General features: G+C 54.8%; 14 protein-coding genes, 2 tRNA genes and 2 pseudogenes. 11 read left to right on the forward strand and 7 right to left on the reverse strand.

From position 1 onward, the window contains the following. The first annotated feature begins 14 nt into the window (after positions 1-14). The 3 genes from ACZ1HE_RS12835 (at position 15) to ACZ1HE_RS12845 (ending at position 3,917) form a co-directional block, all read left to right on the forward strand. Positions 15-926, forward strand: coding sequence for an MBL fold metallo-hydrolase (locus tag ACZ1HE_RS12835; RefSeq protein WP_472624465.1), 912 nt, complete (start codon positions 15-17; stop codon positions 924-926). Positions 927-1,008: 82 nt separating this feature from the next. Next, positions 1,009-1,083, forward strand: a tRNA-Asn gene (locus ACZ1HE_RS12840). A gap of 386 nt (positions 1,084-1,469) precedes the next feature. Beyond that, positions 1,470-3,917, forward strand: a complete 2,448-nt coding sequence (locus ACZ1HE_RS12845) for a TIR domain-containing protein (protein ID WP_472621348.1) — start codon at positions 1,470-1,472, stop codon at positions 3,915-3,917. Positions 3,918-4,051: 134 nt separating this feature from the next. Here the strand turns inward: ACZ1HE_RS12845 and ACZ1HE_RS12850 are convergent, their stop codons facing one another. The 4 genes from ACZ1HE_RS12850 to ACZ1HE_RS12865 form a co-directional block, all read right to left on the reverse strand. Further along, positions 4,052-4,237, reverse strand: a complete 186-nt coding sequence (locus ACZ1HE_RS12850; protein ID WP_472621350.1) for a transposase domain-containing protein — start codon at positions 4,235-4,237, stop codon at positions 4,052-4,054. Continuing rightward, positions 4,234-5,736, reverse strand: a complete 1,503-nt coding sequence (tnpC, locus tag ACZ1HE_RS12855) for an IS66 family transposase (protein WP_472621352.1) — start codon at positions 5,734-5,736, stop codon at positions 4,234-4,236. Before tnpC ends, ACZ1HE_RS12850 begins: the two co-directional genes overlap by 4 nt. Before the next feature lie 253 nt (positions 5,737-5,989). Continuing rightward, complete coding sequence (tnpB, locus tag ACZ1HE_RS12860) at positions 5,990-6,340, reverse strand: IS66 family insertion sequence element accessory protein TnpB (protein WP_472621354.1); 351 nt, start codon at positions 6,338-6,340, stop codon at positions 5,990-5,992. Then, a complete protein-coding gene (locus ACZ1HE_RS12865) occupies positions 6,337-6,735 on the reverse strand; it encodes a hypothetical protein (RefSeq protein ID WP_472621356.1) in 399 nt (132 codons plus the stop codon). Before ACZ1HE_RS12865 ends, tnpB begins: the two co-directional genes overlap by 4 nt. A gap of 174 nt (positions 6,736-6,909) precedes the next feature. Between ACZ1HE_RS12865 and ACZ1HE_RS12870 the strand changes: the two genes are divergently transcribed. The 7 genes and pseudogenes from ACZ1HE_RS12870 (at position 6,910) to ACZ1HE_RS12900 (ending at position 12,604) form a co-directional block, all read left to right on the forward strand. Further along, positions 6,910-6,984 (forward strand) — tRNA-Asn (locus ACZ1HE_RS12870). Between the two features lie 73 nt (positions 6,985-7,057). Further along, a complete protein-coding gene (locus ACZ1HE_RS12875) occupies positions 7,058-7,225 on the forward strand; it encodes a hypothetical protein (protein ID WP_472621358.1) in 168 nt (55 codons plus the stop codon). Between the two features lie 360 nt (positions 7,226-7,585). Further along, positions 7,586-8,728 carry an acyl-CoA dehydrogenase family protein gene (locus tag ACZ1HE_RS12880; protein ID WP_472621360.1) on the forward strand — a complete coding sequence of 381 codons (1,143 nt, stop codon included), beginning with the start codon at positions 7,586-7,588 and terminating at the stop codon, positions 8,726-8,728. 212 nt (positions 8,729-8,940) lie between these two features. Continuing rightward, complete coding sequence (locus ACZ1HE_RS12885; protein WP_472621362.1) at positions 8,941-9,132, forward strand: hypothetical protein; 192 nt, start codon at positions 8,941-8,943, stop codon at positions 9,130-9,132. Further along, positions 9,125-10,090: pseudogene (locus ACZ1HE_RS12890) on the forward strand (enoyl-CoA hydratase/isomerase family protein); the annotation flags it as partial. The gene ACZ1HE_RS12885 and the pseudogene ACZ1HE_RS12890, both read left to right, overlap by 8 nt. Positions 10,091-10,171: 81 nt before the next feature. Continuing rightward, positions 10,172-11,045, forward strand: a pseudogene (gene mmsB, locus ACZ1HE_RS12895) (3-hydroxyisobutyrate dehydrogenase). Positions 11,046-11,251: 206 nt separating this feature from the next. Then, the gene (locus tag ACZ1HE_RS12900) at positions 11,252-12,604 is read left to right on the forward strand and encodes an MmgE/PrpD family protein (RefSeq protein WP_472621364.1); all 1,353 of its coding nucleotides are present in this window, start codon (positions 11,252-11,254) and stop codon (positions 12,602-12,604) included. Here ACZ1HE_RS12900 and ACZ1HE_RS12905 read toward each other — a convergent pair. Beyond that, positions 12,587-13,336, reverse strand: coding sequence for a helix-turn-helix domain-containing protein (locus tag ACZ1HE_RS12905; protein WP_472621366.1), 750 nt, complete (start codon positions 13,334-13,336; stop codon positions 12,587-12,589). The genes ACZ1HE_RS12900 and ACZ1HE_RS12905 overlap by 18 nt on opposite strands. Positions 13,337-13,454: 118 nt before the next feature. On the opposite strand from ACZ1HE_RS12905, the gene ACZ1HE_RS12910 reads away from it, so the two are divergent. After that, the gene (locus ACZ1HE_RS12910; protein WP_472621368.1) at positions 13,455-13,901 is read left to right on the forward strand and encodes an excinuclease ABC subunit A; all 447 of its coding nucleotides are present in this window, start codon (positions 13,455-13,457) and stop codon (positions 13,899-13,901) included. A gap of 78 nt (positions 13,902-13,979) precedes the next feature. On the opposite strand, the gene uvrA is transcribed toward ACZ1HE_RS12910, so the two are convergent. Together uvrA and ACZ1HE_RS12920 are read right to left on the reverse strand one after the other, a co-directional pair. Next, entirely contained in the window at positions 13,980-16,838 is a 2,859-nt protein-coding gene (gene uvrA, locus ACZ1HE_RS12915; protein ID WP_472621370.1) for an excinuclease ABC subunit UvrA, read from the reverse strand. Positions 16,839-17,132: 294 nt separating this feature from the next. Next, the gene (locus ACZ1HE_RS12920; RefSeq protein WP_472621372.1) at positions 17,133-17,483 is read right to left on the reverse strand and encodes a class I SAM-dependent methyltransferase; all 351 of its coding nucleotides are present in this window, start codon (positions 17,481-17,483) and stop codon (positions 17,133-17,135) included. Positions 17,484-17,556 lie beyond the last annotated feature (73 nt).

A 17,556-nucleotide genomic window follows, 5' to 3' on the forward strand; every position in this document is an offset into this window, starting at 1 on the left:
AGAAAGAGCGGATGATTCAGCCTCCTGATGATTTTGACCCGCCCATTGGCGAGGCAATCGAACTTGCACCGGGTGTCCAACGCATATTGGCCCCCAACCCATCGCCGATGACATACCGGGGAACAAACACCTACTTGATCGGAAGCAGGGAACTGGCGGTTATTGACCCTGGCCCCGACAGCCCTGCGCATCTCGATGCTATCCTGTCAGCTCTGCAACCGAGACAAAGCATCAGCCACATCGTCGTGACCCACACTCACGTGGATCACTCACCGCTTGCCGCTGCCCTTTCGGAAAGAACCGGAGCACAGATTTGGGCCTTTGGCGGCCCCGAAGCCGGTCGCAGCGCAGTGATGCAACAACTGGCCCGTGATGGTTTGGCGGGCGGTGGGGAAGGTATCGACGTGAACTTCAACCCTGATGTAACCGTTGCCGACGGAGACGTTATCAAAGGAGACGACTGGGCACTCGAAGTCATCCATACGCCGGGACATCTGGGAAACCATATCGCATTGGCACTGGGCGACACCTGCTTTACAGCTGATCACGTCATGGGTTGGGCCAGCTCACTGGTGTCGCCGCCAGATGGCGATTTGACTGACTTCATGCAGGCCTGTGCCAGGCTGCGTGACCGCAACTGGTCTGTCTTTCATCCCGGCCATGGAGCACCCATTGCAGATCCAGCCGGTCGACTTGATTGGTTGATCGAGCACCGTCTCATGCGCGAAGAGCAAATTCTGACATCGCTTGAACAAGGCCCGACAACCGCCCGCGGACTGGCACAGCGTATCTACACCGATACACCGTCGGCCCTGTTGCCTGCGGCCGAACGCAACGTCTTCGCTCATTTGATTGATCTCTATGGAAAATCTCGTGTTGAAACAACGGGCCAACTGTCGGCAACAACCGCGTTCTTGCTGACCTAGCTATGTCGCCCAAAAAACTTTTTGGAATCGACGAAATCCCTCTGGACGGTCGAAATACAGATTGCTATACGGCGCAAACCGTTCCGGCGTAGCTCAGCGGTAGAGCAGTTGACTGTTAATCAATTGGTCGTAGGTTCGATCCCTACCGCCGGAGCCATTATCCCACTTAATCACATCAGCGACTGCTGGCATCAGCCAGGCATTTGTTCTGGTGTTGGCTGTTCGTACACTGTAAGCGTTGCATCTGGCCCCCGATTTGAGGTCTTCCGACATCGGACCGATGAGGTCATATTGGCGCTACGCGCCAATATCGATGCCAACAAAATGGCTTACCGCTTGTTGTTGCCATCGTTTTCAAAGTCGATTCTGTGACGCGATCCGGCGTTTTGGGCATCTGCAAAAGTGCCGCACGTTTAGGGCGATCAAACTACACAATTAGGTCGCAACCGCCTTCAACTTCACTCATAGTTGTGGTTGATTGAAGTGCGAGGTGGGTATCTTTAACCGAGGTACCTTCCGAGGATCGGTAACAGGAAAGAATTTATGAAGTGTTTTTTGTCGCATAGTAGCAAAGACAAAGGCAGCTACGTTTCCATTGTCGCCAACAAACTCAAGCCGAATGTAGAATACGACGAGTTCACCTTCGAGGAAGGTATGGGGAACTTTGAAGAAATACTAAATGCTTTGGGACGTTCGGACATTTTTGTGCTTTTCCTTTCTGAGCATTCTCTTGAATCCGAATGGGTACGCAAGGAAATTACAGAGGCCAAACTTCAACTTGAAAATGGAAATTTGAAGCGGTTTTTTCCAATCGTTATCGACAAACACATAACTTATGACGACAGCAGGATCCCAGATTGGATCAGCAACAACTACAATCTGAGGCCGATCACGCGACCAACAATTGCCGCTAAACGTATCCGCGAAAGAATGGTCGAAGCGTCTTGGAAAGACCATCCGATGCTGAAGCATCGAGACCAAATTTTTGTGGGACGGAACCAGCACATTGCCGACTTCGAGCAAAGAATGGATGATCTCTCAAAAGAGCAACCGTTGGTGATTTTCGCCTCCGGTCTGAGAGATATCGGTCGAAAAAGCATGATGCGAAACGCACTGCGCAAATCAAATGTCACGCGTGAAGCATACGAACCGATACGAATTGACCTTACACCAGAAGACAATGTTGAAGGACTAATTCTCAAGTTAGCCGACTTTGGACTTTCCGACAGGCTGGACACTTCCAATCTTTTGCATCGATCAGCAGACGACAAGCACACTCTTTGCGCTCAGCTAATAACTGACTTGTTTTCATATAAAGAAATCCTTCTCATCGAGGATCGCTACTGCATAGTGCGGTATGATCGGGAAATCGCTCCTTGGTTTCTTAGCGTTGTTGAAAAATTGGACCACAATGCCCTAGGAATTTGTGTGGCCACATCTGCAAAGGCAGCCAAGTACAAGTACGTGCGGGACGACAGGTTTTTTTTCGTCGAGTTGCCGGAACTTCAGAAAGTCGAAAGAGAAGGGCTATTCAAGCGGTATTGTGAATTTCTTGGAGTTGACCTTACCCGTGAGGACTATCAAAACTTTACGCCTTTGCTAAAGGGGTTTCCCGAACAGGTGACATATGCGGCATCGCTAGTAAGCGAACTCGGCAAAGTGGACGCGTTCAATAAGGCTGATGAAATCGTTTCCTTCTCGTCGTACAAAGCGAGTATCTTTTTGAAAAGGTACGAGGGCGACGATGAGATCCTGTCTTTCCTGAGGTTTCTGTCTTCTTTCGACTTTGCATCTCTAGATTTTGTTATTTGGATTGCCGAGAAAACTTCAAAACCTCTCACCGAATATATGGATCGGTTTGTTGCGGATAGTGTCTGTGAATCTATTGGCACTACGGGGCAGTATTTTCGCGTCAATGAAGTAATACGTGACGCTATCGTCCGGGACCGCGTTAAGATGACTGAAGTCTACCATGAGGCCTTAAAGGATTTTGTGGAGAACTTTACTGAAAGTTATTCGACAGAGGGTTTCGACGTTTCAGAGTACCACATTGCAGTCAAGCAAGCTCTCGCGACGGGCGTTGACTTGCCAGAAAGCATGATGATCCCTGCCCATTTTCTTCAGACCATGAAAGATCTCTACAACAAGCGTTCGTATGGAGATGTGGTTGCGCTGGCGGACCGGGTTCTGCAAAACTCCGACTTCTATGATGAACACACCAAGCAAGACATCTTGTACTATCTTTGCCAATCGCTTGCTCGATTGAAGAACGCGCGATTTACCGAAGAAGTTCAAAAGATTACTGGGCCAGAGCACGATTTTCTTTTCGGATTCTACTATCGTCAAAAGCGGAGATTTGTGGATGCCCTGAAGCGATACAAATCGGCCATGCAGCATCAGAGAACGGAGCAACGTGCTAGGCGAGAGGTGGTATTCGTTCTAACGGCAATTGAAGATTTCGAAGAAGGAATCTCTTTAGCTAAAGAAAACTACGAAAGATATCCCTCCAACCCATTCTTGGCTCAGGCATATTTTCAATGCCTTTTACATAGCCCAGATGACCCGGACGTAGCGGGAAAGTTGCAGGATGTGCTGAATTCCTTAAGCCAAATCGGCGGTACAAGAGCCGATGAAATGCACTCCACGTTGGCAGCACGATACGAATTTCAATTTGGCAACAAAGAAACTGCCTACCAACTCATTGATACTGCGATTCATGAACACGAAAACGTTGTCTATCCAGTGCTTACAAAGTTGGATATGGCTATCTACGACATGAACGCCGAACTAATTTCGAGCTGTGTAAAAAAGCTTCAGACGGGCGGCCTTGGGACTGGACACCATACGGCATTAGGCAAAGCCAAGGCTGTTCAAGCGGCGCTTGAAGGAGATAGAGCAAGGGCTATCAGGATTATTGAATCGGATTTGAGGGAGTTAAGTGCCGCTGCCAAAGAAAGGCTATTGAAGCGGGTTAATGGCGTTGCGACTTGAGTGTTTTTCAGCGACGAAGAGAAATAACCTTAGCATACAAACCATTTTAGATCCGTCCCTTAGACTCAATCTAAAACAATTTGTATGCGGGTTTTCGGGCCATTGATGTCCTAGCTTAAGGTATTCAGTCAGTCCTATTTCACTTGCGGTGACCGAACATGACAAAAAGTCGGTGCGTTCCACGGCAAGTACCGACTGAAGTCGATATCATCATCAATGAAATTTGATTTTGCCGCAGCGAGATCATCAATCATCCATTCAAAGTACCGAAATGGATCAACCCGGTTCAGTTTGCAGGTCTCGACAAGAGACGACATCATAGCCCAAGCGTTCCCACCTTCTTCGCTGCCAACGAACAGAACCCCTTGCGCAACAGAATGATGGGTTTGAACTGTCGTTCGACCGGATTTGTATCAAGATCGATACGCCCATCTTCAAGGAACAACTCCAAAGAACTCCTCCTCTCCAAGGCATAACGTATAGCTTTCCCGAGAGTGCTTTTCTGCGGGATCGAGGGAGACATTATGTTCAATCTCGACCAAATCTCTTCGATTATTGGCGTTGACTGGCTTTGCCGGTACCTAGCTCGACGGTCCGGTGGCCAACCACGAATCTCTTCTTCGACGATGTACAGCTTGTCGATTAATTTTGTGATTTCGTTGGCCAATGGCGAACTTGCCACTCTAGCTGCTTTGATGAAGTTGCGTCTAGTGTGAACCCAGCATTCAACTGAGAGGATTCCGCTAACGTCAGTGCCCGCATTGCCTAGACGGTTGTAGCCGACGTATCCGTCGTGCTGGGCAATTAGATTCCTGCCACTGAAAATTGCGTGAATGTGGGCCATTCCCCTGGTGGGGCGGTGGTAGTAGACCGTTGCTCGAGGTGCGTTGCCGCCATACGAACTGTCATCGCGATGTGCGGCGTACATAAATGTTTGACCGGTTTTTCCTTTTCCCGGTCGCTGTATTTTTAGTGGAGTTTCATCGATGAATACGCGCTGCGCATCATCCAGCGTGTGGTGTTCGAGTGCAACGAATACGCCCTCAAGGGCTTTGGCAAGCTTGTTCACTTGGGCGCACATTGTGGACCTGCGAAACACGACCCCTTCGTGATTGAGCTTGTTTTCGATGCGATACCAAGGCATCCCCCAACCGAAGCGCATGGTCACGAGATACGCCAACATACTCGTTCCACTGTTTATGCCAGTTACGAGGGTCGGTTTGTACAGGGAGCCGATGATCGCTTCATCTTTTCGGCATCGGTAGCGTGGCTGTTTTCTGACAGCCACGAATACCTTTGCAGGTATTACTTCGCGCTTTTCATCCACGTCCCAAGACAAAATAGATCCACCACATCCGCATGGGCATGTTTCTGGGAAATCCATATCAATCTCGATGCGCTCCAGATTGTCCCAGTTTTTGGGCCTGCGACCGCTCTTGTTCCTAGGTTTTGAAAGTTTCAAGCCAGAGTAGTTGAAAGGCCTGTTGCCCTTAGGCGTTTCGTCCGCGTCCTCATCGTTCCCCGTACTCAGAGTTTGATCGCCCCTTTGGGCCTTGGCAGTTTCGGATTTTTGACCATGTTGAGAGTGGAGAAGTTCTTTGATCCGCTCGTCTTTTTTTGCAATTTCGTTCCTCAACGTCCGAATTTCGGACTTGAGGTGTGTAACCTCTCCGGACCGCTTTGTGGCTAGGGACTTTTCTGCCTCGTACATCTCCCACAGCTCGGAAGATAGCTCCTCTAGAACTCTGATGGGGTCGTCAATTTGACCCCCTCTCAATGAGCGGGCAATCCCAACGAATTTTTGAAACTGGTCGTTCACTTTTGGAGCCTTACGAATAGATCGCAAGGCCCCATGGAATCAAAATTTCGATTCCACAAAAAAAAGAGACTCAAAAGTTGGAATAAAATCAATATGTTATCTAGCGTCACAATGTCAAGGCAATTGCAATTTTTGATTACATTTTTCGCTCCTCACCTGCCAAAAACTGCGAAAGAATTGCTTCCGCAAGGACGTAGCGAGATTGAACGGGTTGGAGACTTTGACATTGGGTCGACCGTAATCGCTAGCTTCGTCAAGCGACCGTGGGGCGATGATAAGTTGCGGACTCGACTCGTCTCCAATCAAGACCTTCGAACAGGGCCTCAAACTGGGATTTGGTTAGGGATAACTTGCCTTCATTTAGCTTCGGCCAAACGAAGCCAGCGCCCTCAATGCGTTTGTAGATTAGAACGAGGCCCGTGCCGTCCCACATTAGGACCTTCATTTTATCTCGGCCCTTCGATCTGAAAACGAAAAAGGCACCGGAGAATGGGTCAAGTTCAAAGTTACTGACTACGTAACTGGCAAGACCATCCATCCCCTTCCGAAAATCAACAGGAGCAGTTGCCAAGTAGATTTTATAGGTGTTCGAAGGTGCAATCATTTTTGTTGCCCCGCCACCCTAACGAGTTTGGCAAGGTCACCTTCTGAAATGGCCAGCGGAAACTCTATCACGACTTCACCGCAACGTATGCGCCCGCATTCCGAATGCTGAATCGAGGGCCTTGAAGTTTCAATTTCAGGTTTCTCATTCTCGACATTCAGTTCCGCAAATGCAGGACCCAAAACGGTGATTTTCTCGCCTCGGCTTCGCCGGTCTGCTACCGACCATTTACGCACTAGGCATTCATGAGCGCCTAACTCCGCAGCAATCTCTCCCGGAGAAAACCCCTCCTCCCGAATGCGGCGCGTCGCCTCCCATTTCAACTCTTTGGGCCAAATGTGTTTTCCAGAAGGGGACTTTTGAATGGTGAAGCCCCAAACCTCATTTTCCGCCATTGTGGCCTCCTGCTGATCTCCAGCAGAAAATACCATTTGTCGTTGCGGTAAGTTTAGAGAGCAAAAAGGGGGCCAGATGCAACGCTTACCGTACACTCTGCTTCATCACCCAAAAGAAAAGTGAAATTCCGCTCTGGACGCCAGTTGAACCGGTTGCTATATCGCACGAACCGTTCCGGCGTAGCTCAGCGGTAGAGCAGTTGACTGTTAATCAATTGGTCGTAGGTTCGATCCCTACCGCCGGAGCCAAAATCCCCCAATAATTGAAGCGAATTCACTTGACCGGCGGAGATACGCCCAAGGGTTTTTTGGTGCCTTGAACATGACGCAGGACACCACTAATTCGCTGTTCATGAGCAGCGATCCAAATCTAAAACGGCAACACTTTTCCAGTATCGAAAAGATTCTGATGGCCCTTGCATTGTTTCTTGTGGCGCTTGGTTTTTTCGCCGCAGGTTCAGAGCTACTGCAAGCCATGTTGGCAAATTGAATATTTGCCGGGTCAACGGATGGAAGACGTAGACTTTCGACTACGTAATCCCCGTGAGATTGCGATAATTACTTTGCTCGTAGTGATTTGATTTCAAAAAGTAAATCCAGATGTCAATTCTTACAATGCACTAAGCATGCTGCAAGAGAACGGCGCAGTTTCACTGATACCGGCAAAAATTGCATCACCACCTATCTTGCAGATTCTGCTCTGTTGGTCTTGTCGCTGATGAGTTTGGTGGAACTTTTGTTCTTCATCCAGCAAGCTCTTTCTGACCTTGCAAAACTTCTGTAAGAATCAGGAAATAAACAGCCGTTCAATTCATATTCACTTGGATCGTCACTGGGGAGGAGGCACCACATGGATTTCGCGCTTACCGAGGAACAGACCGCCATTTTCGATATGGCCCATCAGTTCGGACAAGAGCACATCGCACCCTTTGCCCGTCAGTGGGAGGCCGAAGGCACCATCCCGAAAGAACTTTGGCCACAGGTGGGCGAGTTGGGGTTTGGCGGGTTGTATGTCTCGGAAGAGGCTGGCGGCTCGGGCCTCAGCCGTCTGGACGCAACACTGGTGTTTGAGGCGCTCAGCATGGCCTGCCCCTCGGTCGCCGCCTTCCTGTCGATCCACAACATGTGCGCCAAGATGCTCGACAGCTTTGGCGATGAGGCGTTGAAAGCTCGGATCATGCCCGATGTGCTGAGCCTGAACACAGTGCTCAGCTATTGCCTGACCGAACCGGGCTCGGGCTCGGACGCCGCCGCGCTGAAAACCCGCGCGGAACGCACGAATGAGGGCTATACGCTCAACGGGACCAAGGCATTCATTTCGGGTGGCGGCTATTCCGACGCCTATGTTTGCATGGTGCGCACCGGCGAGGATGGCCCCAAGGGCGTTTCGACCGTTTATGTCGAGGATGGCACCGCAGGCCTGAGTTTTGGTGGGCTCGAAGACAAGATGGGATGGAAAAGCCAGCCAACCGCGCAGGTGCAATTTGACGACTGCAAGGTGCCCGCAGGCAACCTGGTCGGCACCGAAGGGGACGGGTTCAAATACGCCATGATGGGTTTGGACGGCGGGCGCTTGAACATCGCGTCCTGTTCGTTGGGGGCGGCGCAGACCGCGATGAACCTGACGCTGCAATACATGTCCGAGCGCAAGGCGTTCGGCAAATCCATCGACCAATTTCAGGGCCTTCAATTCCGTCTGGCCGATATGGAGATCGAGCTGCAAGCCGCCCGCGTCTTCCTGCGTCAGGCTGCGTGGAAGCTGGATCAAGGCGCGCCGGATGCGTCCAAACATTGTGCCATGGCCAAGAAATTCGTGACCGAGGCCGGATCCAAGATCGTGGATCAATGCCTGCAACTGCACGGCGGCTATGGCTATTTGGCGGATTATGGCATCGAAAAGCTGGTGCGCGATCTGCGGGTCCACCAGATCCTGGAAGGCACCAACGAGATCATGCGCGTGATCACCGCCCGCCACCTGCTGGCCAATAGATGATCCTAAGATGGTACAAAGCCCTGAAACGCTCGACGCTGTATCGGGCGTTTCTTGTTCACCGTGTGTGGACGGCCAAGGCGATTTCATCGTCAGGGATTTTGTACTGTTTTCCACTCATCACATTGCTCGCCGTGTGGTGGTTTTTGCCCGTGACGGTACTGTCAGTGTCCTGGCTTCTTGCAACAACATCTGCCGGAGTATCAGAGCACGCAATGCTAGGACTTGCGCTTTTGCAGCTGGCATACGTCGTGGCAGCGGGCCCTATCGTGCTCCAAGCCTTGCATGACACATTCCGTGGCTATTTTGCTGGTTTCTCGGCAGTGTTCGGCAACACCAACTCGATTACCAGCCTGCGACGCGACTCACAGAACGAATTGAAATATTGGGGACATCACCATGTCTGACATCGACATCCGCGTCACCGGCCGTGCGGGCCGCATCACCTTGACCCGACCGAACGCCCTGAATGCGATGAGCTATGACATGTGCATGGCCATCGACACCGCCCTGCGCAATTGGCGCGAGGATAATGCGGTTGATCTGGTGATCTTTGACGCCGAGGGCGACAAGGCGTTCTGTGCCGGTGGCGATATTGCCGAACTTTATGACACCGGCACCAATGGCAATTTCGAGTATGGTCGCACCTTCTGGCGCGATGAATACCGGATGAACGCGCTGTTGTTCGAATACCCAAAACCGGTGATCAGCTTCCTGCAAGGCTTCACCATGGGCGGCGGGGTTGGCATCGGCTGTCATGGCTCGCACCGGGTGGTCTGCGAAAGCTCCAAGATTGCCATGCCGGAAAATGGGATCGGCTTGGTTCCGGATGTAGGCGGCACCTTGATGCTGGCTTTGGCACCGGGTCGGTTGGGCGAATACCTCGGGCTCACGGCAGGACGCATGGGCCCCGGTGATGCGATGTTCGCCGGGTTCGCCGATCACTATATCCCGCGCGAAAGTTGGGGCGGTCTGATCCAGATGCTTGAGGCCTCGGGCGACGCGTCCCACGTGGAAACCCACGCGCAACCTGTCCCCGAAAGCGCACTGGAAGCGCAGATGCCACAGATTGACGAGGCATTCGGCGGCGAGAGTCTGGGAGACATCCTGAACACACTTCGCACGCTGGACAGCGTCTTTGCTGCCGACACGCTCAAGACAATGTCGCGCATTTCGCCTCTATCGATGGCTTGCACCATCGAGATGCTGCGTCGCCTGCGAGGACCGTCGCTGACCATTCGCAAAGCGCTGGAGCTGGAATACCGCTTTACCTATCGCGCGATGGAGCATGGTGATTTCCTTGAAGGCATCCGCGCGCAGATCATCGACAAGGACCGCAACCCGGCCTGGCAGTTTGCCGATCAGAATGTGCCTGTTGCGGCGGTGTCAAAAATGCTGCAGCCATTAGGCAAGGATGCGCTGACTTTTGAGGAGGAGAAACAGGGTATGAAGATCGGGTTCATCGGACTTGGAAACATGGGCGGCCCGATGGCGGCCAACCTTGCCAAAGCGGGCCACGAGGTCACGGGCTTTGACATGGCAGAGGTCGCCATCGAAGGCGTTTCTATGGCAGACAGCGCCGCAGCAGCAGCTGCGGGCGCAGATGTGGTCATCACCATGCTTCCCAACGGTCAAATCCTGCGCGCCGTGGCCGCAGATGTGATCCCGGCGATGGCGGCTGGTGCAGCGCTGGTCGACTGCTCGACCGTTGACGTCGACAGCGCCCGCGCGGTGAATGAGGACGCGGCGGCGGCGGGTCTGCTCTTTGTCGATGCACCCGTTTCGGGTGGCATTGGCGGGGCTGCTGGCGGCACGCTCACCTTCATGGCAGGCGGCAGTGCGGACGCCTTTGCCAAGGCCGCGCCATTGTTCGACATCATGGGTCAGAAAGCCGTGCATTGCGGTGATGCAGGGGCCGGTCAGGCGGCCAAGATCTGCAACAACATGATCCTGGGCGTCACCATGATTGCTACGTGTGAAGCGTTTGCATTGGCCGATAAGCTGGGTCTGGACCGGCAAAAGATGTTCGACGTGGTGTCGACCTCGTCTGGCTACAGCTGGACGATGAATGCCTATTGCCCTGCGCCGGGTGTCGGCCCGCAAAGCCCCGCCGACAACGACTATACCCCCGGATTTGCCGCCGATCTGATGCTCAAGGACCTGCGCCTGTCGCAGCAAGCCGCCGAAAGCGCAGATGCGGACACGCCCATGGGTCAATTGGCGCAGGCTTTGTATGCGCAATTTGTCGAAGGCGAAGATGGCGCCGAGCAAAGATTTCAGCGCAATGCTGCCCCGGTTCGAAAAGCGCTCGCGCAACTGAACACCTACCACTTGGCCCGGCACCCGCCGGGCCGCGCCCGACCTTCCCCAGGGAGGGCACAGCCCTCGTCCTTAGCCGTGTTCTTTTTACGGCCAGCAAACCAAGTGTTCCATTTGGCTGACCATCCAAGGTGATTTCTGTCGCAAACAGACAACGCATCTGCCATCACCGCCCCTAGGCTCGATCCAAATGACCGGAGCCCTGAGATGCCTATATTTGACCGTTTCGTCGCTGACCTGACCTATGCCGACCTGCCAGAATCGGTTCTGCAGGTCCTGCGCCGCAGTTTCTTGGACACCATGGGCGTCGCCGCGGTTGGTTCGACCACACCGCTTGCCGCCATCGCCCGCAAGGGAGCCGCTGCGCTGTTCGGAGTAACGGATGCGGGCCCAGCCCGAATGATAATGGAGGGCACCGCAGTCAGCCCAGCCGGCGCTGCGATGGCCGGAGCCTTCACCGTCGACAGCATCGACGCGCACGACGGGACCTCTCCCTGCAAAGGCCATGCCGGGTCGGCCATCTTTCCCGCGCTCATGGCCGTGGCAGATGCACGCCGCAGCCAAGGCCAGCCGATCTCAGGGGCGGATTTCGCCACTCTGCTCGCTGTCGCCTATGAAGTCAGCTATCGCGCGGGCCTGGCGCAGCACGCGACCTGTGCCGACTATCACACGTCCGGGGCCTGGACCGCTGTTGGCGTGGCCGCTGCCGTCGCCCGACAATTGGGCGCAGAGGCCCCCACCATCCGCCAGGCCGCCGGGATCGGAGAATACCACGGCCCCCGCAGCCAGATGATGCGCTGCATCGACCACCCCACGATGGTCCGCGACGGTGTGGGTTGGGGTGCGCCATCAGGCGTGACTGCGGCCTACCTCGCCACTATGGGGTTCACCGGTGCCCCTGCCCTGACCTGCGAAGGTGAGGATGTCGCCGAATTCTGGTCCGACCTGGGTGACGGCTGGCGACTTGTCGAAGACACCCACTACAAGCCCTACCCCTGTTGCCGATGGGCGCACCCGGCGCTGGACGCCGCCGCCGAACTGGTGTCTGCGCACAATCTGACCCACAACCAAGTGGCCGAAGTCGAAATCCGCACCTTCCACAATGCCACCCGTCTGGCTGGCCACGAACCGGCCACGCCTGACGAATTTGCCTATTCCATCGCCTTTCCGGTCGCGACGCAAATCGTGCGCGGTCAGGTTGGTGTGCCGGAACTTGCTCCGGAAACCCTGACCAACCCCGACATTCTGCGCCTGAGCCGAGCCACAAAACTCATCGACGATCCGCATTTCACCAAGATTAGCATCGGCAAACGGTGGGCGCAGGTGACGCTTGTATTGCAAGACGGGACCCGGTTGACGTCCGAGCCACGCACGCCCCGTGGCGATACCGATCTGCCGCTCAGCGATCAGGATATCTCGGACAAGTTCCACCTGTTCGCCGATCCCGTGCTGGGGCGGTCCCGCGCCGATGAGATCGAAGATCTGAGCACGCGTTTTGACGGCCTGTCGGCGCAGGAGGTTTCACGCCTGCTGGACCTATGCTTAAACGCCCCCGGTTAACACCAAACGCGTCGCTTCATCCGCAGGAAACATTAACTCCACTTTCAGTTCAGACATCGCCAGATCGCCGGTTGTGCCAAACTGCGCGATGGTCGAAAAGAACGACAAGACCTGATCGCCCATCCGGTAGCGAGCCGGGATGACCGCTGGCAGAACCGTATCGTCCCCGGAGACCCGTGCCTGCAACGCCTCGACCCCCCGTTCGATCACGGGATCGCGGCCGAAATGCGTGAGTTCTGTTTTGAGCCGCGCCAGCGTGTGCCGCTCAACCTCTTCCAGATTGTCCAAGGCCTCGCGCAAAGCCCCATTGCTCACCAAAGCCTCGATCAGACTGTCCCCCAACTTCAAGCCCGACGCGCTCAACATCATCGCCGCCGGGCCATTCATCGCCTCGAGTTGCCAATGCCGGTTCAACGCCATCGCGGGGTATGGCGTATGGTTGTCCAGCATCCATGCCACCGCCTCCTGCAACGGCTTCAAATCTTCGGCGTCGGGGGAGCGAGACACATAGGCCGGGGCCATTCCCGCCGCTGTCAGCAACTGGTTGCGTCCCGCGTTGGGAACGCTCAACTCATCACACAATCGCAGCACCATGCCCCGACTTGGCCGCGCCCGCCCGGTTTCCAGAAAAGACAGATGTCGTGAAGACACGCCTGCTGACAGGGCCAAGTCCATCTGGCTCATCCGCCGCGTTGTTCGCCATTCCTTCAGCGCAGGACCAAATTCAGCCATAGGACACCTCCGATCATGAGTTTACCGGGGTCACGCAGAAATGCACTTACCTGCAAGGTAATTGTTTTACCTATGTGGCATCAGTCAGGGTTTCCGGGATCAAACAGGAGAACCTGACATGACCAACACCAAAACCATCCATAAAACGACCCAGTGGCTTAAATCCGCATCTGTGTTCTGCATCGCTATCGGGCTGGCCATGGCGATGGCCCCATACACCTTTCTAGCCCACGCCCTGAGCTTCTTTGTGGACCTCGCCCATCTGCCCGTTGACGGCGCACAGCAGGTCAACACCGACACCGAAGCTCTACTGAGCGCCATCAGTGGCGGGTTACTCTGCGGATTGGGTGCTGCCGTCTGGCTGATCACCGACCACCTTTATGCAAGCGATCCCGCCTTGGCCCGGCGCATCATAACTCTCACTCTTTTGGCTTGGTACATCCCCGACAGCCTAGGCTCACTCGCGGTTGGGGCCTGGTTCAACGTGGTGATGAATTCAGGCTTCCTGGCGCTGTTTCTGGTGCCGATCATGATGGCTCGCACATCACGCGCAGCAGCAGCCTGAACCGCCCCTTCACCTTTTTAGAAATACTCCGGGGTGAATGCGTCCAGCGGGCGCAGAGGGGCAACGCCCCTCACCCCGTCATTCTGCCGCAACCCGCTCGGGGTTCAGCATCGATTTCAGGTAATGCCCTGTGTGGCTGCCCTCACATTCGGCCACCTCTTCTGGCGTGCCTTTGGCCACGATCCTGCCACCTCCATCGCCGCCCTCGGGGCCGATGTCGATGATATGGTCGGCGGTTTTCACCACGTCCAAATTGTGTTCGATCACCACCACTGTGTTGCCCTGATCAACCAGTTCATGCAGCACTTCCAACAGCTTGCGCACATCTTCGAAATGCAGACCGGTGGTGGGTTCGTCGAGAATATATAGCGTCCGGCCCGTCGAGCGTTTCGATAGTTCCTTGGACAGTTTCACCCGCTGCGCCTCGCCCCCCGAAAGGGTCGTCGCCTGCTGGCCCACCTTGATGTACCCCAGTCCCACACGGGCCAGCGCGTCCATCTTGTCGCGGATTGAAGGCACTGCCTTGAAGAAGTCCTGCGCGTCCTCGACTGTCATGTCGAGCACGTCGGCAATCGATTTGCCCTTGAACTTAATCTCAAGCGTTTCGCGGTTATACCGCGCGCCCTTGCAGGTTTCGCAGGTGACGTAGACATCGGGCAGAAAGTGCATCTCGATCTTGATCACGCCGTCACCCTGGCAGGCCTCACACCGGCCGCCCTTGACGTTGAAGCTGAAGCGGCCGGGTTTGTAGCCGCGCGCCTTGGACTCGGGCAGACCAGCGAACCAGTCACGGATCGGGGTGAAGGCCCCGGTGTAAGTCGCTGGATTTGAACGAGGAGTTCGCCCGATGGGGCGCTGGTCGATGTCGATGACTTTGTCCAGATGTTCCAGTCCCTTGATCGTCTCACAAGGTGCCGGCGTTTGCCGCGCGCCGTTCAGACGCATCGAGGCGGTCTTGAACAGCGTTTCAATCGTCAGTGTGGATTTGCCCCCGCCCGATACGCCGGTCACGCAGACAAATTTGCCAAGCGGGAAATCCGCCGTGACCTTTTTCAAGTTGTTGCCGGTCGCCTTGACCACCGTGAGGGTTTTACCGTTGCCAGAACGGCGCTCAGCGGGCACCGCGATCTCGCGCAACCCGGACAGGTACTGCCCAGTGATAGAGGCCGCATCATTCGTGATGTCGGCTGGCGTTCCGTGGCTGACAACTTGCCCCCCGTGCACTCCGGCACCGGGACCGATGTCAAAGACATAGTCCGCCTCGCGAATAGCCTCTTCATCATGTTCAACCACGATCACCGTGTTGCCCTGGTCGCGCAGGTTTTTTAGCGTGCCGAGCAGTCGATCGTTGTCGCGCTGGTGCAGACCGATGGACGGCTCGTCAAGCACGTACAGAACCCCGGTCAGACCCGAGCCGATCTGGCTAGCCAGTCGGATGCGCTGGCTTTCGCCCCCTGACAACGTTCCACTTGAACGTGACAGCGTAAGGTATTCCAAACCAACGTTATTCAGAAACCCAAGACGCTCGCGGATCTCTTTCAGAATAGCGCGGGCAATCTCGTTTTTCTGCTGGCTCATATGCCCGGGCGCACTTTCGACCCAGGCCAGAGCCTCGCGGATCGACATTTGCACCACTTGGCCCACGTGCAGACCTGCAATCTTGACCGCCAATGCCTCGGGCCGCAGACGGTATCCCTCACAAGTGCCGCAAGGCCGGTTGTTCTGGTAGCGTTCGAACTCCTCCCGAATCCAATTCGAATCTGTCTCGCGATAGCGGCGTTCCATATTGGGAATGACGCCTTCGAACACGCGGGTAACCTGATAGACGCGGCCGCCTTCGTCATAGCGGAACTCGATCTCTTCCTCGCCCGAACCGTACAAAAACACCTGCTGAACCTTCTTGGGCAGGTCCTTCCACGGAATGTTCTTATCAAATTCGAAATGCTTGGCGATGGCTTCGATGGTCTGCAGGAAATAGGGCGACTTTCCTTTGCGCCACGGAGCCAGCGCTCCATCGTAGACCTTTAGAGTTTGATCAGGCACGACCAGGCGTTCATCAAAGAACAACTCGACCCCCAGACCGTCGCAATCTGGGCAAGCGCCGAATGGCGCGTTGAACGAAAACAGACGCGGCTCGATCTCGGGGATGGTGAAACCGCTGACGGGACAAGCAAAATTCTCGGAGAACGTGATACGCTCTGAATCACCCTCTTTCGGGGCAGTCTCAAGGATCGCGATACCGTCCGCCAGATCCAGCGCAGTGCGCAGGCTGTCTGCTAGTCGGGTTTCCATCCCTTCGCGCACAACCAGACGGTCAACCACGACGTCGATGTCATGGCGAAACTTCTTGTCCAGCGTGGGCGGTTCGTCCAGTTCATAAAACTCTCCATCGACCTTCACGCGCTGAAAACCCTGTTTACGAAGTTCCAGGAATTCCTTTTTGTACTCGCCTTTGCGGTCGCGCACGATGGGGGCCAGCAGATAGCCGCGTGTGCCCTCTTCCATGGTCATGATCCTGTCGACCATGTCCTGCACTTGTTGCGCCTCGATCGGCTTGCCGGTGGCCGGGCTGTACGGCGTGCCAGCGCGTGCAAAAAGCAGACGCATGTAATCGTAGATTTCGGTCACCGTTCCGACGGTCGACCGGGGATTCTTCGATGTCGTCTTCTGTTCGATCGAGATGGCAGGGCTCAACCCGCTGATGTGATCCACATCAGGTTTTTCCATCATATCAAGGAATTGGCGTGCATAGGCCGACAGGCTTTCGACATAGCGCCGCTGACCTTCAGCATAGATCGTGTCAAACGCCAGCGAGGACTTGCCCGAGCCGGACAGACCGGTGATCACCACCAGCTGATCCCGAGGGATGTCAACGTCGATGCCTTTGAGGTTGTGTTCGCGCGCGCCGCGCACCTCAATGTTCTTCAGCTCAGCCATCCGGGCCCCCTGCACTCAAGTGGTTAAGAGATAGTGGACAGCCGCTGAGTCTCCAACCAAAAAATTAGAACAAAATGAGAACCTGCAACTTTTCGCCACGATCTTTGCGTTAAGTCTTTTTTGCAATGGCCCAGGCACAGATAGGCATATTGGGGTCATTGTCGAGCGGATCACGCTTGGGATCGTATTGTGGTGGCCAACGATCTTCGAGGTTGCGTAGGGCAGCGTGTTTGTTGCCCCATTGCTCGGCTCGGATCGCATCTGGGGCAAACCCGCATTCGATCAACAGGTTTTTCAGCCCCCGTGCGGACCAACGACTGCAATCATTGGGCGCGGCGTGAAATGGAACAAAAAGGGGACGGCAAGCCAAAAATGTCCACCCGGACGCAGCATTTCGTGCACGTTCAGTGTTGCCTCAAACGGACGATCCAGATGTTCCCAAACCTGATTGGCCAAAATCAAATCGAATTGGCGGATCTTTCCATCGGCATCCAGAAAGGGTGCTTTGCAGATATCGTACTCGGGGTAATTGAACTGTTCATAGCTGAAGAAATCGAACATCTTGCCCCACCAGCCCGAAACCTCGGCCACTTGTAACTTTGATGGATCAAGGGCGCGGATCATTTCGCGGCTGGATCGCCCCATGACAATTCGATTGAGACTGGGCAACGTCGATCCTCCGGGCTGACACTTTACCCTTATACAACCTCAAATTGAG

It is taken from the genome of Falsiruegeria sp. JB4-1, assembly GCF_055693495.1.

Bases quoted from the DNA above. Each gene is read 5' to 3' on its own strand.
- ACZ1HE_RS12900 (WP_472621364.1), top strand. From the start codon at position 11,252: ATGCCTATATTTGACCGTTTCGTCGCTGACCTGACCTATGCCGACCTG.
- ACZ1HE_RS12920 (WP_472621372.1), bottom strand. From the start codon at position 17,483: ATGGGGCGATCCAGCCGCGAAATGATCCGCGCCCTTGATCCATCAAAG.
- ACZ1HE_RS12875 (WP_472621358.1), top strand. From the start codon at position 7,058: ATGACGCAGGACACCACTAATTCGCTGTTCATGAGCAGCGATCCAAAT.
- ACZ1HE_RS12865 (WP_472621356.1), bottom strand. From the start codon at position 6,735: ATGGCGGAAAATGAGGTTTGGGGCTTCACCATTCAAAAGTCCCCTTCT.
- ACZ1HE_RS12885 (WP_472621362.1), top strand. From the start codon at position 8,941: ATGCTAGGACTTGCGCTTTTGCAGCTGGCATACGTCGTGGCAGCGGGC.
- ACZ1HE_RS12845 (WP_472621348.1), top strand. From the start codon at position 1,470: ATGAAGTGTTTTTTGTCGCATAGTAGCAAAGACAAAGGCAGCTACGTT.
- uvrA (WP_472621370.1), bottom strand. From the start codon at position 16,838: ATGGCTGAGCTGAAGAACATTGAGGTGCGCGGCGCGCGCGAACACAAC.
- tnpB (WP_472621354.1), bottom strand. From the start codon at position 6,340: ATGATTGCACCTTCGAACACCTATAAAATCTACTTGGCAACTGCTCCT.
- ACZ1HE_RS12880 (WP_472621360.1), top strand. From the start codon at position 7,586: ATGGATTTCGCGCTTACCGAGGAACAGACCGCCATTTTCGATATGGCC.
- ACZ1HE_RS12910 (WP_472621368.1), top strand. From the start codon at position 13,455: ATGACCAACACCAAAACCATCCATAAAACGACCCAGTGGCTTAAATCC.
- ACZ1HE_RS12850 (WP_472621350.1), bottom strand. From the start codon at position 4,237: ATGATGTCGTCTCTTGTCGAGACCTGCAAACTGAACCGGGTTGATCCA.
- ACZ1HE_RS12905 (WP_472621366.1), bottom strand. From the start codon at position 13,336: ATGGCTGAATTTGGTCCTGCGCTGAAGGAATGGCGAACAACGCGGCGG.